Genomic DNA, 23,548 nt, shown 5'->3' on the forward strand with positions numbered 1-23,548 from the left:
TGGGCTCACGGATGGGCCACCCGTGACTCACGGATGGCTCACCCGTGGCTCACGGATGGCTGGGGTGGCTCACGGGCGGCTCACAAGTGCGCGAGCTTCTCCAGGACGGGAGCGGCGGCGCGCAGCCGTGCCCACTCGTCTTCGTCGAGGTGCTCGGCCAGACCGGCCAGCCAGGCGTTGCGCTTGCGGCGGCTCTCTTCGAGCATCGCCTCGGCGGTCTCCGTCTGGGTGACCACCTTCTGGCGGCGGTCCTCGGGGTGCGGCTCCAGCCGGACCAGGGCCTTGGCCTCAAGCAGCGCCACGATGCGGGTCATGGACGGCGGCTGCACGTGCTCCTTGCGGGCGAGCTCGCCCGGGGTGGCACTGCCGCAGCGGGCGAGGGTGCCGAGCACCGACATCTCGGTGGGGCTCAGCGACTCGTCGACACGCTGGTGCTTGAGTCGACGGGAAAGGCGCATCACGGCGGAGCGCAGGGCGTTCACGGCGGCGGCGTCGCCACCATGGGATAGGTCCGGCATGTTCGTTAGCGTAACTCATTACTCAAGCTAAAGACCACCCGGTCACCCGTGAGACTCCGCACGGAAACGCCGTATCACCTGAATGAGTGAGGCGGACACGGACAGTGGGTGACGCGGGCTTCGCCGATACGCCGTGAAACGGCGAATGAGCGCCCGGGACCATGTGGCCCGGACGCTCATTCGCCGGATGACTGCGACGAACGCCGCTACGTCAGGTTCAGCGCCGGCATCAGGTAGTAGAAGGCGAACACCGCCGACACCGCGTACATCGCGGCCGGCACCTCGCGGCCGCGCCCCGCGGCGAGCCGCAGGACGGTGAAGGTGACGAAGCCCATGCCGATGCCGTTGGTGATCGAGTACGTGAACGGCATCATCAGCATCGTCACGAACGCGGGGACGGCGATCGTGTAGTCCGCCCAGTCGATCTCGCGGATGGACCCGGACAGGATCAGGAAGCCGACCGCGAGCAGCGCGGGCGTGGCCGCCTGGGACGGGACCATCGTGGCGAGCGGGGTGAGGAAGAGCGCCACGGCGAAGAGCCCGCCGGTGACGACGTTCGCGAAGCCCGTGCGCGCGCCCTCGCCGACGCCCGCCGTGGACTCCACGAAGCAGGTGGTGGCGGAGGCGGAGGAGGCGCCGCCCGCGGCGACGGCGATGCCGTCGACGAAGAGCACCTTGTTGATGCCGGGCATGTTGCCGTTGGCGTCGGTCAGCTTGGCCTCGTCGCCGATGCCCATGATCGTGCCCATCGCGTCGAAGAAGCACGACAGCAGCACGGTGAAGACGAAGAGGACGCCGGTCAGGATGCCGACCTTCTCGAAGCCGCCGAAGAGGCTGATCTGGCCGACGAGCCCGAAGTCCGGCGTGGAGACGGGGTTGCCGGGCCACTCCGGGCTGGTCAGGCCCCATACGGCGGGCTTCAGCCCGGCGACCGCGTGGATGACCATCGCGACGACCGTCATGACGACGATGCTGAGGAGGATCGCGCCCGGCACCTTGCGCACGAGCAGCGCGAGGGTGAGCAGCACGCCGAGCACGAAGACCAGGACCGGCCAGCCGTTGAGGTGGCCGTCGCCGCCGAGCTGGAGCGGGACCGTGGTCTGCGCGGCGTCCGGCATGCGCGAGACGAAGCCGGAGTCGACGAGGCCGATCATCATGATGAAGAGGCCGATGCCGATCGCGATGCCCTTGCGCAGCCCCAGCGGTACGGCGCTCATCACGCGTTCCCGCAGGCCCGTCGCCACGAGCAGCATCACCACGAAGCCCGCGAGGACGACCATGCCCATGGCGTCGGGCCAGGACATGCGCGGGGCGAGCTGGAGGGCGACGACGGTGTTGACGCCGAGACCGGCGGCGAGCGCGATGGGGACGTTGCCGATGACACCCATGAGCAGGGTGGTGAAGGCCGCAGTCAGGACCGTCGCGGTGACCAGCTGCTTGTTGTCGAGCTGGTGGCCGTACATGTCCTTCGCGCCGCCCAGGATGATCGGGTTCAGCACGACGATGTAGGCCATCGCGAAGAAGGTGGCGAAGCCGCCGCGGACCTCCCTGGCCAGGGTCGAGCCACGCTCCGAGATCTTGAAGAACGCGTCGAGGCCGTTCTGTGGTGCTTGCGGCGGCTCTTTGCGGGCGTCGACCGGAGCGCTGGCCGAGGAAGACATGGAAAACCTCATGACCTGGGGGTGAGGAAGGTGATGTGCCGAGCTCGAAGGAACGCGAAACTTCAGTACGTTCGTACGAAAGCAATCGGCCATTAATGAGCCGTTTCAGTATGAATACATGAAGGCAAAATCGCTATCTCCGCGCGTAGACCCTTGGGGCGCAACGGTTCTACGGGCTTCCGCGCCCGCGGCACGCCCGGCGCGGCCCCGCCTCGTAAGGTGTACGCATGGCGAAGTGGACCCCAAAGCACGAGGCGCCGGAGCCCCTTGAGGGCCCCGTGGTCGCCACCATCACGGGCGGCACGATCCTCTGGTTCGTCCTCTTCCTGGTACAGCTCCCCTTCTACGGCTGGTTCGACGACCGGGACGCGACCTGGTGGGTGTGGACGTGTCTGGCCGGCGGCGGCCTCGGCCTCATCGGCATCTGGTACGTACGCGGACGCGACGCCGCGATCAAGAGGTCGCAAGTGGCGGAGCCCCAGTAGCCCGAGGCGAAAGTGGCAGAGCCTCAGTAACCCCGAGGCGAAAGTGGCAGAGCCTCGCCGGCCCCCTACGACCGCAGTACGAGCTCGGGACGGGGCCCGTCCTACCGTGGTCGGATCTTTGGCCCGCTCGGGGGGTGAAGCCCCACGGCCGCACTTACCGTCGAAGGCATGACGCATATCGACGCGGGCGCCGAGCTCGACCCCGTACACCCGGTGCCTCCCCCGGCGGGCCGGGCCACCGGACTGACCTCCGCGGAGGTCGCCGAGCGGGTCGAGCGCGGCGAGATCAACGACGTACCGGTGCGCAGCTCCCGCTCCCTCGGCGAGATCGTCCGGGCGAACGTCTTCACCCGCTTCAACGCGATCATCGGCGTGCTCTGGGTGATCATGCTCTTCGTGGCGCCGATCCAGGACAGCCTCTTCGGCTTCGTGATCGTCGCCAACACCGCCATCGGCATCATCCAGGAGTGGCGCGCCAAGAAGACCCTGGACAGCCTCGCGATCATGGGCGAGGCCAAGCCGACCGTGCGGCGCGACGGCAGGGCGACGGAAGTCTCCACCTCCGAGATCGTCCTCGGAGACCTGGTGGAGCTCGGCCCCGGCGACAAGATCATGGTGGACGGCGAGACCGTCGAGGCCGACAGCCTGGAGATCGACGAGTCGCTCCTGACCGGCGAGGCCGACCCGGTCGTCAAGAAGCCCGGCGACAGGATGATGTCCGGCTCGTTCGTCGTCGCGGGCGGCGGCGCGTTCACCGCCACCAAGGTCGGCCGCGAGGCGTACGCGGTGCAGCTCGCCGAGGAGGCGTCGCGCTTCACCCTCGTCCACTCCGAGCTGCGCTCCGGCATCTCCACGATCCTCAAGTACGTGACGTGGCTGATGGTGCCGACCTCCATCGGCTTGATCATCTCCCAGCTCGTCGTGAAGGACGACGACTTCAGCGAGTCCGTCGCCTACACCGTCGGCGGCATCGTCCCGATGATCCCCGAGGGCCTGGTCCTGCTGACCTCCGTGGCCTTCGCGATCGGCGTCATCCGGCTCGGCCGCAAGCAGTGCCTCGTCCAGGAGCTCCCGGCGATCGAGGGCCTGGCCCGCGTCGACACCGTCTGCCTGGACAAGACGGGCACCCTCACCGAGGGCGGCATGGACGTCACCGAGCTGCGCCCGCTCGGCGGCGCCTCCGAGGACCACGTACGCAAGGTCCTCGGCGCCCTCGGCGAGTCCGACCCCCGGCCGAACGCCTCGCTCCAGGCGATCATCGACACCTACCCCGACAGCGAGGAGTGGCGCTGCACGCAGTCCCTGCCCTTCTCCTCGGCCCGCAAGTACAGCGGGGCCTCCTTCAGCGAGGGCGACGGCACCACGTCCACCTGGCTTCTCGGCGCCCCCGACGTGCTCCTGCCCGACGGCGACCCCGTGCTCGGCGACATCGACGGGCTCAACCAGCAGGGCCTGCGCGTCCTGCTGCTCGCCCGCGTCACCGGTGAGCTCGACGACCCCGAGGTGGCCCGCGGGGCACACGCCACCGCCCTGGTCGTCCTGGAGCAGCGGCTGCGCCCCGACGCCGCCGACACTCTGCGCTACTTCGCGGAGCAGGACGTCGACGCCAAGGTCATCTCCGGTGACAACGCCGTCTCGGTGGGCGCGGTCGCGGGCAAGCTCGGGCTGCCCGGCGCGGAGAACACCGTGGACGCGCGCGGACTGCCCACCGAGCGGGACGAGATGGCGCGGGCCATGGACGACAACTCCGTCTTCGGCCGCGTGACCCCGCAGCAGAAGCGCGACATGGTGGGCGCACTCCAGTCACGCGGCCACACGGTCGCGATGACGGGCGACGGCGTCAACGACGTCCTCGCCCTCAAGGACGCCGACATCGGCGTCGCGATGGGCTCGGGCTCCGAGGCCACCCGGGCGGTCGCCCAGATCGTGCTCCTGAACAACAGCTTCGCGACGCTGCCCTCCGTCGTCGCCGAGGGCCGCCGCGTCATCGGCAACATCACGCGCGTCGCCACGCTGTTCCTGGTCAAGACCGTCTATTCGGTGATCATCGCGCTGCTCGTCGTCTGCGCGCAGGTGGAGTACATCTTCCTGCCCCGCCACCTGACGCTGCTGTCGACGCTGACGATCGGCGTCCCGGCCTTCTTCCTCGCGCTCGCCCCCAACAAGGAGCGCGCGCAGCCGCACTTCGTCCGCAGGGTCATGCGGTACGCGATCCCGGGCGGCGTCATCGCGGGCGTCTCCACCTTCGTGACGTACCTCCTCGCCGGGCACCACTACGAAGGCGCGGGCGCGCGGGAAGCCGAGACCAGCGCGGCGACCCTGGCGCTGTTCCTGATCGCCATGTGGGTGCTCGCGATCATCGCCCGCCCCTACACGTGGTGGCGGCTCGGCCTCATCGGCACGATGGGTCTCGGCTTCCTGATCGTGCTCACCGTGCCCTGGCTCCAGGACTTCTTCCAGCTGAAGCTGGTGGGCACGACGATGCCGTGGGCGGCGGTCGCCATCGCGGCGGTGGCCTCACTGGCCATCGAGTTCATCTACCGCTGGGTCGACCGCCGCGTACCGGCGTAGCCGCTGCTACGGCACTTCCGCCTCTACTGGACGTCGACGAAGTCGCTCTTCGACGTCACGGCCGGGGTGGTGGAGGTGCCGGCGAAGACGTAGCGGAAGTAGCCGTCGGCCGAGGCCTTGACGGTAGTGCTCAGGTTGCCCTTGGTGTCGGACTTCACCGTCTTGAGGGTGGTGTAGCTGCTGGCACCCTTCTTCTTGTACTGGAGCTTCACGTCCTGCTTGGTGTAGCCCGCGTACTTGGAGGTGTACCAGTTGGCGCGGGTCAGGGCGCCCTTGACGGTGAGGGTCTTGCCCTTCTTGATGGGCTCGGGGGAGGCGTTGGTGGTGAGGCGGGCGTAGCGCTGGACGCGCGCGTTCGAGGTCAGCTCGTCCTTCTGGACGTAGTCGCCGTCGTTGCCGACCGCGGAGGCCGCGACCTTCCACTTGCCGGCCAGGACGTTGTCGTAGAGGTCGGCCTTCGGGTCGACCACGACGGAGACCGTGCAGGTCGAGGTGGTCGCGTTCACGACCTTGCACGTGCCGTCGAGGTTCTCCGGCAGCAGCACGCCGTCGATGTCGTTCTCGATGTCGGTGCCGTGCCAGAGGAAGGCGCTGCCGTAGTAGATGCCCGAAGCGTCGGTCGCGGTGACGGCGATGTCGAACTTCACCTTGTTGGTGGTGCCGACGACGATGTCCTTGCCCTTGTTGACACTGACTTTCGTGATCTTCGTGTCGCCGACGACCTCGTCGGCAGCCGCCTTGACGACGGCGGTCTCGTGCTGCGTCAGGTCCGGCCCGTCGGCGGCCTGCGCGGCCGGGACGGCGAGTGCGGAAAGGGCCAGGGTGCCGGACAGTGCGGCCACGGTGGCACGAATACGCATGTGTTTCCCCAGGTGGAGAAGGGGCTCCCCGCGGTGCGTGAAGCCTTCACGCGGGAGCCCGGTGATCTAGGAGTCTGTTGACTCGGAAGATCAGACTCGCGGCCCCCGCGCCTGGTTGTATGAAAGGTGAAGAAAATGTGACCGGCTTCTGGACGGAGAGGTTCCGCCTCAGTCGTCCCAGTCGCCTCAGTCGCCTCAGTCCGCACCGGTGCCCCTCAGTCGAACCAGCGGTCCCGCGCCAACTCCGCCGTCCGGGACGGGTCTTCGAGCAGGGCCGTCACCTCGAAGCGGCGCGGCCACTGGCCCGCGGCCCAGGCGAGGCCCGCCGCGACGCCCTCCAGGGTCGCCGCGTGGACGGTGCCGTCCGGGGTGCGGCGCCAGTCCAGTTCGACGCCGCCCGCGACCAGTTCCTCGTACTCGGTGTACGTCTTCGGGGTCGCCGGGCCGAGCAGGGTCCGTACCGACGCGGGCACCTCGTGCTCGACGCCCTCCCCCGCGGGCTCCACGGCCGCCGTCTCGCTGAGGCGCCGTACCTGGAACAGCTCCGCGAGATCCGCGGCCTTGCGGGGCGTCACGGGCAGCAGCGGCACGCCACCGGCGAGCGGCAGCAGGTCAGGGGCGTCGGCGACCACCGCGTCCGCCGCGTCGACCACCACGACCTCGCCGTCGACCACCGCGCGCAGCTCCTCGGGGAGCGTCACCTGCTCCGGGTCGAGATCGGCCAGGGCGCCGTACAGCGCGTGCAGCTGACCTGAGGTCACGGTCCTGACGGGGTCCGCAAGCCGGTCCAGGAGTTCGGCGGCTCCGCCCGGCTCGCCGAGGAGGGCGGCCACGGACGTACGGACGCCGAGCGCCCGCAGCACCTGCTCGTCGCCGAAGCCGGTGGCGTCCGCCGCGTCGTAAAGCCCCACGAGGAGCGGATCGCCGCCCTCCGCGCGCAGCCCCGCGGGCCTGCGGCCGTCAAGGACCGGATGCCCGCGCAGCCACCAGGCCGTGTACGAACGGACGGTCTCCGTCGTGCCGTCCGGAAGCAGCACCCGCAGCGGCTGCGTCAGGGCGTCCCGCAGCGGCGGGCGCGAGAGCATCGCGAGGGCCTGTGGCCAGCGGTCGTCGTCGACCAGGTCGAGGTCCCGCACGGCGACGATCTCGGTGGCGACGGGCGGCACGGGCGTGTCCGGCAGCCGGTCGATCACGTCCTCGCACCACACGTCCACGGCGTCGAGGAGCCCGGCGTCGTCGGGCTCGGGGAAGTCACCCTCACGGGGGTCGAGTTCATCCGGGTCGAGGACGACGTCGGTGGCCCGCACCAGCGCGAACGTGGCGAGCACACCGCAGGCGGCCAGCGGCTGCTCGCCCCAGCGCCCGGCGGTCTCGGCGTCCACGAGGGCCAGCTCGTCCTCGCGCATGACCTGGGCGAAGGGGCTGCCGGGCAGGACGAGTTCACCGGCGGGGGCCAGTTCGCCGTCCTCGTCGGGCAGGGCGAGGGCCGCGAGCCACGGCTCGTCGCCCGGCGCGAGGTTCGCGTCGCGCACCAGCGTGAGCACGGCCTCCGCGAGCTCGTCCGCGTCCAAGGCCTCCTCGTCCCACGTGTCGTCGTCGAGGGAGGCGGCCACCGCGGCGCGCACCTGCGGCGTCGTCAGGACCGCGCGGGGCGTGGCGGGCAGGGCGCCCAGCTTTTCGAGCAGCGGGTGCACGGCGTCGGGGTGGGCGACCTTCAGGCCGAGGCGGGCCAGCGGCGCCTGGTCGCGGTCGTCGCCGGACGGTGGCAGCAGGACCTGCCGCGGCCCGATCGTCGTCCGTCCGCCCACGGAGCCGGACCCCGGGCCGGACGCCCGGGAGGAAACCCCCGCCAGCGGCACGGGCAGCCCCGAGAGGCGCTCCGGGTCGACTCCGGCGAGGGTGTCGTACAGCCGCCGCCACCAGCCGGGCTCCCGCTCCAGACCGGCGAGGCGGTCGATCGCCTCGGTCAGCGGGACCCTGGCGACCCCGAGGGTGCGCAGCTCGGCACGGCGCTCCAGGCCCGCGGGCAGCAGGCTGGGCAGCACCTCGGCGAGTACGCGTACGGTGTCGGCCCCCGCTCCCTCCACGACCTCGGCGTCACGCGGACGCAGGGCCTCGGGCAGCTCGTCCTCGTCCTCCTCGCCGCGGGGCAGGGCGGGCGGCAGGAAGGCGGTACGGGGCAGCCGCTCCAGGATGCCCTGGCGCAGCGCGCCGTCCAGCTCGCTCCTGCCGAGCGGCCCCGGCACCAGGGAGATGATGCCCTCGCCCACGGGCCGCCAGTCGGCGAGGAGTTCCGCGTACGCGTCCGCCGCGCGCTGCACGAGGAAGTCGGTGAGCGGCCCGGGGGCGGCGTGCCGCCGCGCGGTGTCCAGCGGGAACGAGGCGATGAGCAGCGCCGGTACGCCCAGCGGCTCGTCGCTCGGCGTCGGCGCGTGCACGACCGGCGTGGAGCGCGGACGCTCCGGGGCGCCGTCGGGGCCCGCGGGGACCGCCCAGGTGACGGACCAGTGCGGGCGCAGCCGCTCCTCGACGGGACGGTCCTTCAGCAGGGCGCTGTCCAGCGGTCCCTGGCGGCTGACGGTGCGCCAGCGGGTCGTGCCCTCGCGGCTGTCCTCGACGATCGTGTACGGGGCTTCGCTGCGGCGGCGCAGGGTGCGTACGGTGCCGTCCGGGGTCTCGACGCGGACCTCCTCCAGGCCCGGCAGGGCGAGGAGCAGGGCGTCGTCGATCCCGTCGAGCAGCCGGGCCACGAGGTCCTTCGCGGCGGCGTCGCGCAGCGGCAGGATGACGACGGTGTCGTACCCCTCGGGCGCGGCGCCCTCGGCGGCCATCGGCAGCCGCAGCAGCGGTACGTGGCCGTCCCTGCGGCGGATCTCGTCGCCGAGTCCCGGGCTGAAGCGGGAGGTCTCCGCGGCCAGTTCGCGCGCCTCGGTCAGGGACCAGCGGACGCCTCCGGTACGCCCCACGACGGCGGGCTCGTCGCTGACGGCGAGCACGGCGGCGAAGCCCACGCCGAAGCGGCCGACGCTGTTCTCCTGCCGTGTCTCGCTCTCCGTCTCCCGCTTGGCGGAGGCGCGGAGGGTGGAGAGGGACTCGACGCCGGCGGCGTCCAGCGGGGCGCCGCGGTTGGCGGCGGCGAGGACGCCGTCGCGGAGCGTCAGGGAAAGCTTGCCGGGGGTGCCCGCGCGGGCCGCGGCGTCGGCGGCGTTCTGGGCCAGCTCGACGACGAGGCGGTCTCGGTAGCCGCCGAGGGCGAGGTCCTCCTCGGCGTTGGCGTCCTCGCGGAAGCGGGCGGGGGCCGCGGCCCATGCGTCGAGGACTCCGCGGCGGAGGCGGGCGGTGCCGAAGGGGTCCGTTCCCTCGGCCGCCGGCCACACGGTCTTGCTCACGGTCGTCCCTCTTCCTTCGCGGTGGGCTGCGCCCGGCTTGTGACTGGCCGGCCCGGCGGCTCCGGTGCCCCGGCGGGCCTTGCCTTGCCCTGCCGGGCGAACGGTACCGCTTCTCGCCGGGGGCGTTGGGAAGACGGCCCGTGGGGGCCGGGGGGTACGGCGTCCCGCCGGGGGGGGCACTGGCCCGTGGGTGGCTAGCGGTCAGAGCTTTTCGCCGCTACGCGGCGCGTTTCCCACCGACCCACCCGAAACCCGGCACCACGGCCCCCACCAAGCCCCACGAACCCGCCCCGCGGCGTACCCGCCCACCCCTAGGGCCCCAGGCCGCATGAAAAGGGCGGGCGGGTGGGGACAACGCCGCGAAGCGGCGGCACGGCACTCCCGAAGCCTCGGGCCAGGCAGAGGGACCGCTCAAGGCCCCGGGGCCATCAACTGTGGCCGAGGTCCTCGCCCGAGCCGTCCGCCGGCACGGAGACCGAGCCGGAGTCCGCCGAGGGCCGCAGCGGCATCGCGTCGACCCGCGTCTCGTCCAGCACCGGCGGCGCCGGCCGCGGCGGCTTCGGCATGACGGCGGCCTCGGAGTGCCCACCGCACCCGTACGAAAGGGAGACCACGTGCCCGTCGGCGGGCCCGAACTCATTGCCGCAGATACCGAACGCCTGTCCGAGCGAGCCCCCGATCGCGACAAGGAACCCGCAGCTCACGCACGCCGCCGGCGCGGCCTGCGCCATCGCGGTCTTCGCGCCGTACCCCTCTTCCCAGCGGTCGGCGGCGACATGCAGCCCGTACCGCGAGAGGACCCGCGCCCTGCGCATGCCCAGCTCGTCGGCGACCGCCGCGATGGACCCGCGCGCGGGCGCCAGCGGCTGCTCGGCGGGCGAACCCGCGGTGATCTCCGCGTCCTCCGCCTCGACCAGCGCCGCCATCTCGCCCGACACGATCGAGTTCGGCGGCGGCTCCTCCTCGCCGGTGAAGCCCGGCTCCAGGCGGAGATCCTCGGCGTCGGTCGGCAGCAGATCGCCGGGCCCCATGTCCCCGGGGCGCAGCCGCTCGCTCCACGGCACCCACTCGGGGGCCAGGAGCGCGTCGGCCCCCGGCAACAGCACCGTCTCGTCGAGCGTGACGACCTTCGCCCGCGAAGCGCGGGCCACCGTCACGGCCCAGCGCCAGCCCCGGTAGCCGAACTCCTTGCATTCGAAGAGGTGCGTGACGACGCGGTCGCCCTCGACGACGACCTCGACATGCTCACCGACCACACCTGGCGCGGCTGCCTCCTCGGCCGCCGCGCGTGCCAGGCCGACCGCTTCGGCGCAGAGGCGGTCGGGGGTACGCGGGGTGCGCGGGGTACGGCTTCGCGTTGTCGCTGCGCTCACAGGTATCGCTTCTCTCCTACGCCGTCTCACGAGTGCGCCACCCTTGTGCGGGGGTACGAACGGAGCGGCAAAGGCACCTCCGGGCTTTCGAGCACCGGGGGCGGGCCGCGTCGACGTCCGCGCCCGACGTTCCTGGGCGCACCTACGTCACCCATTCTGCGGGATGACCGAGAGGCGCGCGGCCGAGAACAACCGCCGCAGGCGCGTTACGCACGCTACCTTCTCCTGGCCCCTGGGCCTACACCGACGTACGCGACCGTGCCCGAGCCGCGCTCCGAAAAGGCTCTCCGTGAGCCGCGGCACACGGGTGAGAGGCCCCCCGCGACCGGGCCGCGGGGCCCCGCGCGAAGGACTCCGGCACGGCTCACAGCCCATTGTCCGTACTAGTGGACCGCATGAGGGGCACTATGACGAGGTGGCCCCCACCAGGTCGACGCCCGTAGCGACTGTCTCGCCAGGACCGGCGAGGCGGACCGGACGTGCGCTGGTCCGGGCCCTGCACCTGCCGTTCACCGGCACCGCGCGCGGCATCCGCAAGGCGACGCACGCCCACGGAGCGGGCGAGTCCGGGCTCGGCAAGCTGATCGAACTGCACGCGGTGAACGGCGCGGGCGACGTCATGGTCACCGTCGCGCTCGCCTCGACCGTCTTCTTCTCCGTGCCGACGGACGAGGCCCGCGGCCGTGTCGCGCTCTACCTCGCCATCACCATGGCGCCCTTCACCCTGCTCGCCCCCGTCATCGGCCCGCTCCTCGACCGGCTGCCGCACGGCCGCCGCGCCGCGATGGCCGGATCGATGCTGGCCCGTGCGCTGCTCGCGCTCGTCCTCTCGACCGCCGTGGCCACCGGAAGCGTGGAGCTGTACCCGGCCGCGCTCGGCGTCCTCGTGGCGTCGAAGGCGTACGGCGTGGTGCGGAGCGCCGTGGTCCCACGGCTGCTCCCGCCCCGCTTCTCCCTGGTGAAGGCGAACTCCCGGGTCACCCTCGGCGGTCTCCTCGCCACCGCCGCCGCGGCCCCGGTCGGGGCGGGGCTCCAGGCGGTCGGGCCCCGCTGGCCGCTGTACGGCGCCTTCGTGATCTTCGTGTCGGGGATGCTGCTCTCGTTCTCGCTGCCCCGCAAGGTCGACTCGGCCAAGGGCGAGAGCAAGGCGCTGCTCGCCGCCGACGAGGAGCACCTGCGGCGGCACGCCCGCGCCCGTGCCGCCGGGGACACGGCCCGCGGCCGGCGCCCCGGGCTCCGTACGGTCGGCCCCGCCGTCACCCATGCCCTGGCCGCCAACGCGGCGCTGCGCTGTCTCTCGGGGTTCCTCATCTTCTTCCTGGCGTTCCTGCTGCGGGAGCATCCGCTCGCCGGGCAGAGCGCGGCCGTCTCGCTCGGGATCGTCGGCGTGTCGGCGGGCGCGGGCAACGCGCTCGGCACCGCGGTCGGCGCCTGGCTGAAGGCGCGGGCCCCCGAGGTCATCATCGTGACCGTCGTCGCGGTGGTGCTCGGCGTGGCGGTCACGGCGGCGGTGTTCTTCAGCGCGGTGGCCGTCGCCTGCCTCGGCGCGTGCGCGGGCTTCGCGCAGGCCCTGTCCAAGCTGTCCCTCGACGCGCTGCTCCAGCGCGATGTCCCCGAACTGGTCCGCACCTCGGCCTTCGCCCGCTCCGAGACGCTGCTCCAGGTCGCGTGGGTGATCGGCGGCGGCATCGGCATCGCGCTGCCGCTGATCGGCCCGCTCGGGCTCTCGGTGGCCGCGGCGATCGTCGCGCTGGGCTGGCTCTCGACCGTGCGGGGACTCCTGGCCTCGGCCGGACACGACGGACCGCGGCGCACCCTGGCGTAGGTCCGGTCACCGTGCCGCGGCGCGCCCGTGACCCCCGCGTAGTGGGACCCCACGACGCGCCCGATAGCCTTCGCCCATGACCTCCCTGCTCCGCGGCGGAGCCGCGAATGTGAACAGCGCGGCGCGCCGCCGCCGCACCGTGGCCGCCCTTGGCGCCGTCTCCGCCGGACTCCTCGTGCTCTCGGCCTGTGACAAGCCGACGCCGCTCGCCACCGTGACGGTCGGCAGCGACTCGGTGAACTCGGAAGCCTCCTGCTACAACGACGGCAAGGAGCTCAAGCAGTCCCAGCTCAAGTCCTGCCTCCAGGACAAGGACGTGAAGTCCATCAAGGTCGACCCCGACGAGAAGGTCCGCTTCGGCGTCGACCCGGAGATCGCCGAGAAGGGCTGGACGCTGCTGATGAACGGCCGTCCGCTGACCGAGGCCAGCAAGAAGACGTACGTGGTCATCCCCGGCAACGTCTTCTTCAACCAGCAGTACGGCGGGGGCGGCAAGAAGTCCACCGTCAGCATCCTCGAAGGCGGCGAGGGCGGCACCCAGAAGGCCACGGGCCTGTGGTCGTTCACGTTCAAGAAGGACTCCTGACCCCGCGCGGCGCGTCTCCCGGGGGCGCTGAGCGCGTCCTCGTCGCCACCGCGGTCCCCGCCGAACGGGACGCGGTGGCCGCGGGTCTGCCCGCCGGGAGCCTCATCGACGTCCTCGCCGTCGGCGTGGGCCCCGGCGCCGCCGCGGCGGGCACGGCGACCGCGCTCGCCCGCGCCGCCGCCGCGGGGCGGCCCTACGGCCTCGTCGTCTCGGCGGGCATCGGCGGCGGTTTCCGGCCCGAAGCGCCCGTCGGCTCCCTCGTCGTCGCGGACGCGGTCACGGTCGCCGATCTGGGCGCCGAGACCCCCGAGGGCTTCACGCCCGTCACCGAGCTCGGTTTCGGCGCCGTCACGCACCGTCCGCCGCCTTCCCTCGTACGAGAGCTCGCCGGCGCCTGTGGTGCCGCGACCGGCACCGTGCTCACCGTCTCCACCGTGACCGGCTCCGCCGAGCGCGCCGCGGAACTGCGGCTGCGCCACCCGGCAGCCCTGGCCGAGGCGATGGAGGGATTCGGCGTCGCCGAGGCGGCCGTACTGCACGGTGTGCCGGTGGCGGAGGTGCGCGCCGTCTCCAATCCGGTCGGCCCGCGCGACCGCGCCGCCTGGCGGATCGGTGAGGCGCTCGCCGCGCTCGGTGAGGCGTTCGGGAAGTTCACGCCGGTACTGGAGAGTTGGAACACGCATGACAGCCATGACCCCCGCGACCGACGCCGCGACTGACCCGCTGCGGATCGCGTACTCGCCCTGCCCCAACGACACGTTCGTCTTCGACGCCTGGGCGCACGGCCGGGTGCCCGGCGCCCCCGCGCTCGACGTGACGTTCGCGGACATCGACATCACCAACGGCGTCGCCGAGCGCGGCGCGGCCTCCCCCGGCTCGTCGGAGCTCGACGTCCTGAAGGTCAGCTACGCCGTGCTGCCCTACGTGCTCGACGAGTACGCCCTGCTGCCCTGCGGCGGCGCGCTCGGCCGCGGCTGCGGGCCCCTGGTGCTGACCCGTGAGGCGGGAGTGGACCTCGCGGGCAAGACCGTCGCGGTGCCGAGCGAGAAGTCGACGGCGTATCTGCTGTTCCGTCTCTGGGCGGCGGACACGCTGCCGGGCGGTGGCGTCGGCGAGATCGTGGTGCTGCCCTTCGACGAGATCATGCCCGCGGTGCGCGACGGCAAGGTCGACGCGGGCCTGGTCATCCACGAGGCGCGCTTCACGTACCAGAACTACGGTCTGCACCGCCTCGCCGACATGGGCGAGCACTGGGAGGCCACGACCGGCCTGCCGATCCCGCTGGGCGCGATCATCGCCAGGCGCTCGCTGGGCGCGGACGTCCTGCGCTCCCTCGCCGAGGCCGCGCGCACCTCGGTCCGCATGGCCTGGGACGCCCCGGAGGCGTCGCGTCCGTATGTCATGGAGCACGCCCAGGAGATGGACCCGACCGTCGCCGACCAGCACATCGGGCTCTACGTCAACGAGTTCACCGCCGACCTCGGCGAGGACGGCTACGCGGCGGTACGTGGACTCCTGACGCGGGCGGCCGCCGAGGGGCTCGTGCCCGCCCTGCGGCCGGGGGCCCTGGCGTTCCCGTGAGGGTCCCGGGGGCCGCGGCCCCCGGGGTCTCACACGTCCAGCTGGTCCGCCACCGCGCGCAGCAGGCCCGCGATCTTCGCGCCCGACGCCTTGTCGGGGTAGCGGCCCTTCTCCAGCATCGGCGTGATGTTCTCGAGCAGCGTCGTGAGGTCCTGGACGATCGATGCCAGTTCGTCCGGCTTGCGGCGCTGCGCGGCCGCCACCGAGGGTGTCGGGTCGAGAATCACCACGGACAGGGCCTGGTCGCCGCGCTGACCGGCGACGACTCCGAATTCCACACGCTGTCCCGGCTTGAGTGTGTCGACGCCGGCGGGCAGTACTGAGGAGTGCACGAAGACGTCGCCGCCGTCGTCGCGGGAGAGAAAGCCGAAGCCCTTCTCGCTGTTGAACCACTTGACCTTGCCGGTAGGCACGTGAAGTCCTCGTCCTCGTACTCGTCGTACTTCGTCTGTGCCGCTCCGCCCAGCGGAAATGGCAGGGCGAAAACGGCTCTGGATAGCACTACAGCGGGTCGCTCGACCCGCCGGACCCAAGACTATTGGTCCGGGAGCCGGTGACAAGACGTCCCCGGATTCTTCCTTCGCGCTGGGAACTACCCTGGTGGGGTGCGTGACAAAACCCAAGCGAATTCCGCCGGACCGGGCGATGGAATGGTCCGGACCGGAGCAATCATCTTTTTCGTCGGTGCCGTGGCCACTCTGGTCACGGTGGCCCCGCTGTTTCTGGGCACCGACCCCTTTCCCTCCGTCGCCTACGCGGTGTGCATGCTGATGGGAGTGGGGTTCCTCGTGGCGGCGGCCGGAGTGCTGCGCGGCGTCGCCGTGCAGCGCCGGCAGGCCAGGTCCGCGGCCGGGGCTAGCTAGCGGCGGCGCCCGTGGTGTGGGCGGCGAGCCAGGCGGCGAACTCCGTCAGGTCGCCGAGGACCACGTCGGCGCCCGCTTCGCGCAGTTCCGCCGCGTCGCACGGCCCCGTCGCCACGGCCACGGAGAGCGCGCCCGCCGTACGCGCGCCGCGTACGTCGCCGGTGTGGTCGCCGACGTACACCGACGCGTCGTGCTCGCGCAGCGCCACCGCCTTCGCCTCCGCCCAGAGCGAGCCGATGACCGCGTCGGCCTCGATGCCCAGGTGCGCCAGGTGGAGCTTCGCGTTGGGCTCGTGCTTGGCGGTCACCACTATCGTGCGCCCGCCGGCCGCCCGGACCGCCGCCACGGCCTCGCGCGCGCCGGGCATCGCGAGCGTCGGCTCGATGGCGTATGTGGGGTACATCTCACGGTAGCGGTCGGCGGTCTCCGCGATCTTCTCCTCGGGGAACCAGTGCCGCAGCTCCTGCTCCAGGGGCGGTCCGAGCCGGGTGATGGCCAGGTCGGCGTCGATGTGGGTGCCCGTCTCCGCGGAAAGGGCCAGGAAGGCGGCCCTGATGCCGGGGCGGGAGTCGATCAGGGTCATGTCGAGGTCGAAGCCGACCGTCAGCGCGCGAGAAGTCATGCCCCCATTCTGCCGAGGACGGGTGTCCGCGCCGCGCGGTGGCCCAGGTGGCGATACGCCCGCGGGACGCGCCCGCGTCAGCGGCGGTGCCGCTGGGAGCGCCACAGGAGGAACAGCGCGGAGGCGATGGCCGCGGCGCGCACCACCCAGGGCCAGGTCTCGGCGATGGCGTCGCTCATGTGGCCGTCCCGGATCTCGTCGCCCCAGTGACGCTCGCCGCGGCCCCACAGCCAGGTGAGCCCGGCGGCCACCGTGAGCACCGGGATGCCGATGGCCGCCGCTTTCGCCTCGACGCGGGAGAGCCTGCGGGAGGCGTAGGCGATGAGCCAGCCGACGCCGAGGGCCAGCCAGTTGCCGATGACGGCGCCCACGACGAGCAGGGCGGCGGCGAGCAGGAGCAGCGGGTTGCTGAACCCTCCCCCGGCGGCGGGCCGCAGCCGGGGCCGCCACCGCCGGCGCCCGCCCGCCTCCACGGCCTCTTCCTCGTACTCCTCGTGGTCCTCCTCGTCCTGCGCGGGCGCGGTCGCCGCGCGGGCGTCCGGGTCCTTGGCGAGGCGGGGGCGGGGGACGTCGGCGGGGTCGTCCGGGGAGCGCGGGGGTTTCAGGAGCTCGGGGATCTCCACGCCCCCGACGAAGCCGGGGACGCTGTCGGCGACGCCGAAGGGGCTGCTGTCATGGCGCCACCAGTCGGGCTCGGAGCCGCTGGGCCCCAGCTCGTCGGTGCCCGCGAGGTGCGGGGGCGAGGCGTACGGGCCCGCAGGGCCCTGCGGCGGCTCGTCCGGCTCCGCCGGCTCGGCCGTCCGCTTGCGGAGCTTGGGGCGGCGGCCGGTCCGCTGCGTGGGCACGGCCGGCCTCGCCGCACTCGCCTGCGCCTGCGCCCGTGTCGGTACGTCGTCGGGGGCATCGCCCGCCGCTTCGACGATCTCTTCCGGGGTGCCGAGGCGGGTCAGGATGCGGCGGATGGCCGCGGGACTCTCGACCACGGCCTTGGAGCGGCTGCGGTCGATCTCGTTCCGCAGCTCCGAGACCAGGCGCATTCTCGTGCCGGACGGCAACTGCCGCTGCTGGGCCAGGTCTCCGACCCTGCTCAGGTAGTCGTAGACCAACTGATCACTTTCGATCCCCACGGACCGACCGTACCGGTTTTCCGGGCTTTCCGGGCCGCCGCCCGGCGGTGGAGGCCCACCACCGGCCGCCCATTCCGTCGCTCTTGTCCACTAATGTCGCGCGCGTGACACCACGGACCGCGTTCAGCCGCTCACTTGTCGGGGCCCCCGCCGCATCCTTCGTCCTGCTGGCCGTCTCGCTCGGCGCCATGGCCACGCTCTGCGTCGTCCAGCACGTGCCGATGGCCGACACCCTGGTCTACCGGGCGGAGGGCGCCGCCGTCGCCGACGGCGGCGATCTGTACGGGTTCACGGTCACCGAGTGGGAACTGCCCGCGACCTACCCGCCGTTCGCCGCGATCCTCTTCGTGCCGACCACCTGGCTCCCGCTGGCCGCCCTGAAGGCCGTCTTCCTCGCGGGGAACGTCGCCCTGCTCGCGCTCCTCGTACGCCTCTCCTGCCGCCTCGCGCACCACCCGGCCCGCGCGCCGCTCGTCCGCACCGCCACCGCGCTCGGACTCTGGCTCGAACCCGTCTTCCAGACCGTGCTGTTCGGCCAGATCAACCTCGCCCTCGCCTGCCTGGTCCTCTGGGACCTCACCCGGCCGCCGGGCGCCGTCGGCAAGGGCTTCGCGGTCGGTGTCGCCGCGGGGATCAAACTGACCCCCGCGTTCTTCATCGCGTATCTGCTGCTGCGGGGGCGGGTGCGCGAGGCCGGGACCGCCGTCGCCGCCTTCGCCGGGACCGTGCTGCTCGGCGCGCTCGTCCTGCCGTCCGCCAGCGTCGACTTCTGGACGCGGCGGCTCTTCGAGACGGGGCGGGTCGGCAAGGCGTGGATCGTCGACAACCAGTCGCTCCAGGGCCTCGTCGCGCGGGTCCTGCACGATCCGGAGCCGGGGCTCGCGTGGGCCGGTGCGGCGGCTCTGGCGGGCGCGGCCGGGCTGTGGGCGGCACGGCGTGCCCGCCGCGAGGCGCACGGCCTGCTCGCGGCCGCGCTCACCGCCCTGCTCGTCTCCCCCATCAGCTGGTCCCACCACTGGGTGTGGTGCGTACCGCTGCTCGCCCTGCTCGTCGCCGACGGCAGGCCGCGCCTGGCGGCCGCGGTGGCCCTGCTGTTCACGGCGCGCACCTTCTGGCTGCTGCCGCACCAGGGCGACCTGGACCTGCGCCTGCCGTGGTGGCAGCAGCCGCTGGCGTCTCCGTACGCACTCCTGGCACTCGCGCTGCTGCCGTACCTCGCCCTGTCCGGCGCCCGCCCCCGGGCACGCGACGGCGCGGTGCCGCCGCCACGCGGGGAGAGCGGCGGACCACGCGACGGGAGCGGGTATCAGCCCCCGGCGAGCAGCTCGTCCGCGTCGACGATCCGGTAGGCGTACCCCTGCTCGGCCAGGAACCGCTGGCGGTGCGCGGCGAAGTCCTGGTCGATGGTGTCCCGTGCCACGACCGAGTAGAAGCGGGCCTCGTGCCCGTCGGCCTTGGGCCGCAGGACGCGCCCGAGCCGCTGCGCCTCCTCCTGCCGGGAGCCGAACGTGCCCGACACCTGGATGGCGACCGTGGCCTCGGGCAGGTCGATGGAGAAGTTCGCGACCTTGGAGACGACGAGGACGGAGATCTCGCCCTGCCGGAACGCGTCGAAGAGCTTCTCGCGCTGCGCGTTGCTGGTCTCACCCTTGATGACGGGCGCGTCCAGGTGCTCGCCCAGCTCGTCGAGCTGGTCGATGTACTGCCCGATGACCAGGGTCTGCTCACCGGCGTGCTTCCTGACCAGCGCCTCCGTCACCTTCCGCTTGGTGGCGGTGGTGGCGCAGAAGCGGTACTTCTCCTCCGCCTCCGCGGTGGCGTACGCGAGCCGCTCGCCGTCGGTGAGGTTGACCCGCACCTCCACGCAGTCGGCGGGCGCGATGTAGCCCTGCGCCTCGATCTCCTTCCACGGGGCGTCGAACCGCTTCGGCCCGATGAGCGAGAAGACGTCCGACTCGCGGCCGTCCTCCCGTACGAGGGTCGCGGTGAGCCCGAGGCGGCGGCGCGCCTGGAGGTCGGCGGTGAACTTGAAGACGGGCGCGGGCAGCAGGTGCACCTCGTCGTAGATGACCAGACCCCAGTCGCGCGAGTCGAACAGCTCAAGGTGCGGGTAGATGCCCTTCCGCTTCGTCGTGAGCACCTGGTACGTGGCGATCGTGACGGGCCGGATCTCCTTCCTGGTCCCGCTGTACTCGCCGATCTCTTCCTCGGTCAGCGAGGTGCGCTTCACCAGCTCGTGCTTCCACTGGCGGGCCGAGACGGTGTTGGTGACGAGGATGAGCGTCGTGGCCTGGGCCTGCGCCATGGCACCCGCGCCGACCAGCGTCTTTCCTGCACCACAGGGCAGCACGACGACACCGCTGCCGCCGTGCCAGAAGCCCTCGACGGCCTGCTGCTGGTAGGGCCGCAGGGACCAGCCCGCCTCGTCCAGGTCGATCTTGTGCGCCTCGCCGTCCACGTACCCCGCGAGGTCCTCGGCGGGCCAGCCCAGCTTCAGCAGCGTCTGCTTGACCTGGCCGCGCTCGGAGGGGTGCACGGCGACGGTGTCCGGGTCGAGCCGCTCACCGACGAGCGGCTGGACCTTCTTGGACCGCAGGATCTCTTCAAGGACCGGCCGGTCGGTCGTGGTGAGCACGAGGCCGTGGGTGGGGTGCTTGGAGAGCGTGAGCCGCCCGTACCGCGCCATGGTCTCGGCGATGTCCACGAGCAGCGCGTGCGGCACGGGGTAGCGGGAGAACTCCACGAGGGCGTCCACGACCTGCTCGGCGTCGTGCCCCGCGGCCCGCGCGTTCCACAGGCCGAGCGGGGTGACGCGGTAGGTGTGGATGTGCTCCGGGGCGCGCTCCAGCTCCGCGAACGGGGCGATGGCACGCCGGCAGGCCTCGGCCTGCCCATGGTCGACCTCCAGCAGGAGAGTCTTGTCCGACTGGACGATGAGGGGACCGTTCACGCAAGCGCCCTTTCAAGAGGCCAAACACCCAGTGTGCCGCATCCGGCGCCGGTGGGCGTCCTGGGCCGTTTGCGGGAAAGTCCCGGCGACACGCCGCACGCCACGGCGTGTCGCCGGGACTTTCGTGCGACGGCCCGCGCGCCCCGGCGTCCGGGCGGGCGTGGCAGCGGGGGGTCTGTGGCGGGGGCAAGCGCTAACGTGGGCCGGATGAGCACCGACGAGCCGCAGCCCACGGACAGCGCCAGCGCGAGCGTGACCGCACCGCCGCGCGCCGCGGACACGCCCCGTTCCCTCGCCGAAGCGCTCCGTTCACGCGGCGACGAGCAGATCGCCGCGCTGCTGCACGCCCGCCCCGACCTGCTCAGCCCCGTCCCCACCGACCTCACCCAGCTCGCCGCCCGGGCCGGGACCCGCGCCTCCGTGGTGCGCGCCCTTGAGCGGCTCGACCGGTTCTCGCAGCAGGTCGCGGAGGCGCTCGCCGTGGCCCCGGAGCCCGCGGCGTACGGGGAGGTGCTCGCGCTGCTGGCGGGGGACGACGGCGACCCCGCCGTCGAACCGGCCTTCCGGCGCGCCCTCGCCACCCTCCACGAGCAGGCCCTCGTCTGGGGGACCGACGAGCGGCTCCGCCTGGTGCGGACCGCCCGCGAACTGCTCGCGCCGGCCCCGCAGCACCCCTCGCCGACCGGGCTCGGGCCCACCGTCGCCGAGGCCACGTCGGGCATGTCGCCGACCCGGATCCAGGACATCGTGGCGGCCGCCGGGCTGCCCACGACGCACGACCCGGTGTCCGCAGTGCGGTCGCTGACCGCCCTCTTCACCGACCGGGAGCGCATGTCGGCGCTCCTCGACGAGGCGCCCGCCGAGTCCGTGGAGGTGCTGTCGCGGCTGGTCTGGGGTCCGCCGTACGGGCAGGTCACCGCCGAGCCCGCCCGGCATCTGCGCTGGCTCATCGACCGGGGGCTGCTGCTTCCGACCGCGCCCGGCACGGTCGTCCTGCCCCGCGAGGCCGCGCTGCACCTGCGGGCGGGGCGCGCGCACCGCGTCCTCGTACCGGAGCCGCCCGCGGTGGGGGTCGCGCGTGAGCACCGTCCACAGGTTGTGGACGCGACGGCGGCGGGGCAGGCGTACACGGCGCTCGCCACCGTCGAGGAGCTCCTGAAGGACTGGGACGAGGGCGGTCCCGCGGTGCTGCGCGCGGGCGGGCTCAGCGTGCGCGACCTCAAGCGGACGGCCGCGGCGCTGGACCTGCCGGAGCCGCTGGCCGCGTTCTGGGTCGAACTGGCCTACGCGGCGGGGCTCCTGGCCTCCGACAACGAGGCGGACGAGCGGTACGCGGCGACTCCCGCGTACGACGACTGGCAGGCGCTTCCCTCGGCCGAGCGCTGGGCCGCCCTGGTCACCGCCTGGCTCCCGGCGACCCGCACGGCGGGGCTCATCGGCGGGCGTGACGGCAAGGACCGCACGCTGTCCGCGCTGGGACCGCACCTGGACCGCTCGGTGGCCCCCGAGGTGCGCCGCCGGGTGCTCACCCTGCTCGCCACGCTCCCCGAGGGCGCGGCGCCGGACCCCGACACCCTCCTGTCCCGCCTCCGCTGGGAACGCCCCACGGCCTCCCGCCGCCCCGCCGACACCTCGGAGCCGGAAGACCTCCGCTCCCGCATCGCCCGCTGGACCCTGAACGAGGCGGAACTCCTCGGCATCACGGGCCGCGGAGCGCTTTCCTCGCATGGGCGGATGCTGCTGGGGGCGCCGGGGACGGCTGCTGCGGCTGGCGCTTTCGCAGCCGCGGGCGGCGCTTCCGGAGCCACGGGCGGCGCGAGCGGCGCTTCCGCAGCCGCGGGCGGTGCTTCGGGAGCCGCGAGCGGCGCTTTCGGAGCCGCCGGGAGCGCTTCCGCAACCGTAGGTGACACGGGGGACGCAGCCGCAGCCGGCGCGAGTGGTGCCTTCGGAGCCGCCGGTGGCTCTCGTGCTGCCGTCGAGTCCGCCCCCGTGGCCGTGGTCACGCCCGCCGAGCAGGCCGTCCTCGCTGCCCGTGCCGCCGGGCTTCTCGCGCCGCTGCTGCCCGAGCCCCTCGATCACGTACTCCTCCAGGCGGACCTCACCGCCGTGGCGCCGGGGCCGTTGGAGCGGCCGCTGGCCGAGGCGTTGGCCGTCCTCGCCGACGTGGAGTCGAAGGGCGGCGCGACCGTCTACCGGTTCACGCCCGGCTCCGTGCGGCGCGCGCTCGACTCCGGGCTGTCGGCCTCCGACCTGCACGCCTTCCTCGCCGCCCACTCCCGCACCTCCGTCCCGCAGCCGCTGGCCTATCTGATCGACGACGTGGCGCGCAGGCACGGGCACCTCCGTATCGGCGCCGCGTCGGCGTACGTACGCTGCGACGACGAGGCGCTGCTCGACGAGATCCTGGCCGACAAACGCGCCCAGAGCCTGCGGCTGCGCCGCCTCGCGCCCACCGTGCTCGCCGCGCAGGCCGACCCCGGCTCGCTCCTCGAAGGGCTGCGGGGCATGGGCTTCGCGCCCTCGGCGGAGTCCCCGGAGGGCGATGTCCTGATCACCCGGGCCCACTCCCACCGCACCCCGCCCCGCTCGGCCCCGGAGCCCGTTCCGGAGGGCCCGCCGGTGCCCGACGCCACGCTGCTCGGTGCGGCGGTGCGGGCAATCAGGGCGGGCGACCTGGCGTCCACGGCACCCCGGAAGGCGGCGCCCGCGGCCAACGGTGAACTGCCGCGCACGACAGCCGCCGAGACGCTGGCCACGATGCAGGCGGCGGTCCTGACGGGCGAGGCGGTATGGATCGGCTACGTCAACGCCGAAGGCACCGCGAGCCAACGCGTGATCGCCCCCGTCCGCGTGGAGGGCGGCTTCGTCACGGCCTACGACCACACGGCGGACGAGGTCCGCACGTACCCCTTGCACCGCGTAACGGGCGTAGCAGAACTGGCCGACGACTGACCCACCGCGCCCGACGCGACAGGACAACCGGCCCACCGATCACGCCGGGCATACCCGACTCACGCGGCCGACCCTGCGCCCCCCACCGCCCGGCGTGACCGGCGTGCCCCGCACACAGGACGCGACCGGCCGCCGCACGGCACGGCCGGCCGACGGGACAACCGGCCCGCCGAGCGTGACGGACA

Annotated in this window: 18 protein-coding genes; 9 read left to right on the forward strand and 9 right to left on the reverse strand. The window is 72.9% G+C overall.

All coding sequences use genetic code 11. The features are described from left to right. Nucleotides 1-80: 80 nt before the first annotated feature. Complete coding sequence (locus tag ACZ6JY_RS14465) at nucleotides 81-518, reverse strand: MarR family winged helix-turn-helix transcriptional regulator (protein WP_469195782.1); 438 nt, start codon at nucleotides 516-518, stop codon at nucleotides 81-83. Between the two features lie 206 nt (nucleotides 519-724). Then, nucleotides 725-2,179 (reverse strand): NCS2 family permease, encoded by a 1,455-nt coding sequence (locus tag ACZ6JY_RS14470; RefSeq protein ID WP_469195784.1) that lies wholly within the window; start codon nucleotides 2,177-2,179, stop codon nucleotides 725-727. 227 nt (nucleotides 2,180-2,406) lie between these two features. On the opposite strand from ACZ6JY_RS14470, the gene ACZ6JY_RS14475 reads away from it, so the two are divergent. Then, nucleotides 2,407-2,664, forward strand: coding sequence for a DUF2530 domain-containing protein (locus ACZ6JY_RS14475; protein ID WP_469195786.1), 258 nt, complete (start codon nucleotides 2,407-2,409; stop codon nucleotides 2,662-2,664). 168 nt (nucleotides 2,665-2,832) lie between these two features. After that, on the forward strand, nucleotides 2,833-5,235 hold the full coding sequence (locus ACZ6JY_RS14480; protein WP_469195788.1) for an HAD-IC family P-type ATPase: 2,403 nt from the start codon (nucleotides 2,833-2,835) through the stop codon (nucleotides 5,233-5,235). A gap of 23 nt (nucleotides 5,236-5,258) precedes the next feature. Here ACZ6JY_RS14480 and ACZ6JY_RS14485 read toward each other — a convergent pair whose 3' ends face one another. The 3 genes from ACZ6JY_RS14485 to ACZ6JY_RS14495 all read right to left on the reverse strand — a co-directional run bounded on the left by ACZ6JY_RS14485 (nucleotide 5,259) and on the right by ACZ6JY_RS14495 (nucleotide 10,857). Beyond that, nucleotides 5,259-6,095 (reverse strand): calcium-binding protein, encoded by an 837-nt coding sequence (locus ACZ6JY_RS14485; RefSeq protein WP_469195790.1) that lies wholly within the window; start codon nucleotides 6,093-6,095, stop codon nucleotides 5,259-5,261. 215 nt (nucleotides 6,096-6,310) lie between these two features. Beyond that, the gene (locus ACZ6JY_RS14490; RefSeq protein ID WP_469195792.1) at nucleotides 6,311-9,484 is read right to left on the reverse strand and encodes a sacsin N-terminal ATP-binding-like domain-containing protein; all 3,174 of its coding nucleotides are present in this window, start codon (nucleotides 9,482-9,484) and stop codon (nucleotides 6,311-6,313) included. A 428-nt stretch (nucleotides 9,485-9,912) separates the two neighbouring features. Continuing rightward, nucleotides 9,913-10,857, reverse strand: coding sequence for a DUF3027 domain-containing protein (locus tag ACZ6JY_RS14495; protein WP_469195794.1), 945 nt, complete (start codon nucleotides 10,855-10,857; stop codon nucleotides 9,913-9,915). A gap of 484 nt (nucleotides 10,858-11,341) precedes the next feature. On the opposite strand from ACZ6JY_RS14495, the gene ACZ6JY_RS14500 reads away from it, so the two are divergent. The 4 genes from ACZ6JY_RS14500 to ACZ6JY_RS14515 all read left to right on the forward strand — a co-directional run bounded on the left by ACZ6JY_RS14500 (nucleotide 11,342) and on the right by ACZ6JY_RS14515 (nucleotide 14,849). Next, a complete protein-coding gene (locus ACZ6JY_RS14500) occupies nucleotides 11,342-12,682 on the forward strand; it encodes an MFS transporter (RefSeq protein ID WP_469196146.1) in 1,341 nt (446 codons plus the stop codon). A 76-nt stretch (nucleotides 12,683-12,758) separates the two neighbouring features. Beyond that, nucleotides 12,759-13,268, forward strand: coding sequence for a DUF2771 domain-containing protein (locus ACZ6JY_RS14505; RefSeq protein ID WP_469195796.1), 510 nt, complete (start codon nucleotides 12,759-12,761; stop codon nucleotides 13,266-13,268). Continuing rightward, nucleotides 13,238-13,987, forward strand: a complete 750-nt coding sequence (locus ACZ6JY_RS14510; protein WP_469195798.1) for a futalosine hydrolase — start codon at nucleotides 13,238-13,240, stop codon at nucleotides 13,985-13,987. Before ACZ6JY_RS14505 ends, ACZ6JY_RS14510 begins: the two co-directional genes overlap by 31 nt. After that, nucleotides 13,950-14,849, forward strand: coding sequence for a 1,4-dihydroxy-6-naphthoate synthase (locus ACZ6JY_RS14515; protein ID WP_469195799.1), 900 nt, complete (start codon nucleotides 13,950-13,952; stop codon nucleotides 14,847-14,849). The genes ACZ6JY_RS14510 and ACZ6JY_RS14515 overlap by 38 nt, the downstream gene beginning before the upstream one ends. Before the next feature lie 29 nt (nucleotides 14,850-14,878). Here the strand turns inward: ACZ6JY_RS14515 and ACZ6JY_RS14520 are convergent, their stop codons facing one another. Further along, nucleotides 14,879-15,262, reverse strand: a complete 384-nt coding sequence (locus ACZ6JY_RS14520) for a cold-shock protein (RefSeq protein ID WP_362999596.1) — start codon at nucleotides 15,260-15,262, stop codon at nucleotides 14,879-14,881. Between the two features lie 192 nt (nucleotides 15,263-15,454). Between ACZ6JY_RS14520 and ACZ6JY_RS14525 the strand changes: the two genes are divergently transcribed. Continuing rightward, a complete protein-coding gene (locus tag ACZ6JY_RS14525; protein WP_469195801.1) occupies nucleotides 15,455-15,712 on the forward strand; it encodes a hypothetical protein in 258 nt (85 codons plus the stop codon). Here ACZ6JY_RS14525 and ACZ6JY_RS14530 read toward each other — a convergent pair. Continuing rightward, on the reverse strand, nucleotides 15,705-16,334 hold the full coding sequence (locus ACZ6JY_RS14530) for an HAD family hydrolase (RefSeq protein ID WP_469195803.1): 630 nt from the start codon (nucleotides 16,332-16,334) through the stop codon (nucleotides 15,705-15,707). The two genes, ACZ6JY_RS14525 and ACZ6JY_RS14530, sit on opposite strands and share 8 nt — an antisense overlap. Nucleotides 16,335-16,411: 77 nt before the next feature. Further along, nucleotides 16,412-17,461, reverse strand: a complete 1,050-nt coding sequence (locus tag ACZ6JY_RS14535; RefSeq protein ID WP_469195805.1) for a hypothetical protein — start codon at nucleotides 17,459-17,461, stop codon at nucleotides 16,412-16,414. Between the two features lie 188 nt (nucleotides 17,462-17,649). Here ACZ6JY_RS14535 and ACZ6JY_RS14540 point away from each other — a divergent pair, with 188 nt between their 5' ends. Beyond that, nucleotides 17,650-18,810, forward strand: coding sequence for a glycosyltransferase 87 family protein (locus ACZ6JY_RS14540; RefSeq protein ID WP_469196148.1), 1,161 nt, complete (start codon nucleotides 17,650-17,652; stop codon nucleotides 18,808-18,810). On the opposite strand, the gene ACZ6JY_RS14545 is transcribed toward ACZ6JY_RS14540, so the two are convergent. Next, a complete protein-coding gene (locus tag ACZ6JY_RS14545; protein ID WP_469195806.1) occupies nucleotides 18,768-20,411 on the reverse strand; it encodes a DNA repair helicase XPB in 1,644 nt (547 codons plus the stop codon). The two genes, ACZ6JY_RS14540 and ACZ6JY_RS14545, sit on opposite strands and share 43 nt — an antisense overlap. A 207-nt stretch (nucleotides 20,412-20,618) precedes the next feature. Between ACZ6JY_RS14545 and ACZ6JY_RS14550 the strand changes: the two genes are divergently transcribed. Further along, nucleotides 20,619-23,363, forward strand: coding sequence for a helicase-associated domain-containing protein (locus ACZ6JY_RS14550; RefSeq protein ID WP_469195808.1), 2,745 nt, complete (start codon nucleotides 20,619-20,621; stop codon nucleotides 23,361-23,363). Nucleotides 23,364-23,548: the final 185 nt, after the last annotated feature.

The sequence above is a fragment of the Streptomyces sp. NPDC046335 genome, from assembly GCF_055587985.1.

Coding starts and splice junctions, on each gene's coding strand:
- ACZ6JY_RS14480 (WP_469195788.1), top strand. CDS start 2,833: ATGACGCATATCGACGCGGGCGCCGAGCTCGACCCCGTACACCCGGTG.
- ACZ6JY_RS14530 (WP_469195803.1), bottom strand. CDS start 16,334: ATGACTTCTCGCGCGCTGACGGTCGGCTTCGACCTCGACATGACCCTG.
- ACZ6JY_RS14485 (WP_469195790.1), bottom strand. CDS start 6,095: ATGCGTATTCGTGCCACCGTGGCCGCACTGTCCGGCACCCTGGCCCTT.
- ACZ6JY_RS14505 (WP_469195796.1), top strand. CDS start 12,759: ATGACCTCCCTGCTCCGCGGCGGAGCCGCGAATGTGAACAGCGCGGCG.
- ACZ6JY_RS14515 (WP_469195799.1), top strand. CDS start 13,950: ATGACAGCCATGACCCCCGCGACCGACGCCGCGACTGACCCGCTGCGG.
- ACZ6JY_RS14465 (WP_469195782.1), bottom strand. CDS start 518: ATGCCGGACCTATCCCATGGTGGCGACGCCGCCGCCGTGAACGCCCTG.
- ACZ6JY_RS14540 (WP_469196148.1), top strand. CDS start 17,650: ATGGCCACGCTCTGCGTCGTCCAGCACGTGCCGATGGCCGACACCCTG.
- ACZ6JY_RS14470 (WP_469195784.1), bottom strand. CDS start 2,179: ATGTCTTCCTCGGCCAGCGCTCCGGTCGACGCCCGCAAAGAGCCGCCG.
- ACZ6JY_RS14475 (WP_469195786.1), top strand. CDS start 2,407: ATGGCGAAGTGGACCCCAAAGCACGAGGCGCCGGAGCCCCTTGAGGGC.
- ACZ6JY_RS14550 (WP_469195808.1), top strand. CDS start 20,619: ATGAGCACCGACGAGCCGCAGCCCACGGACAGCGCCAGCGCGAGCGTG.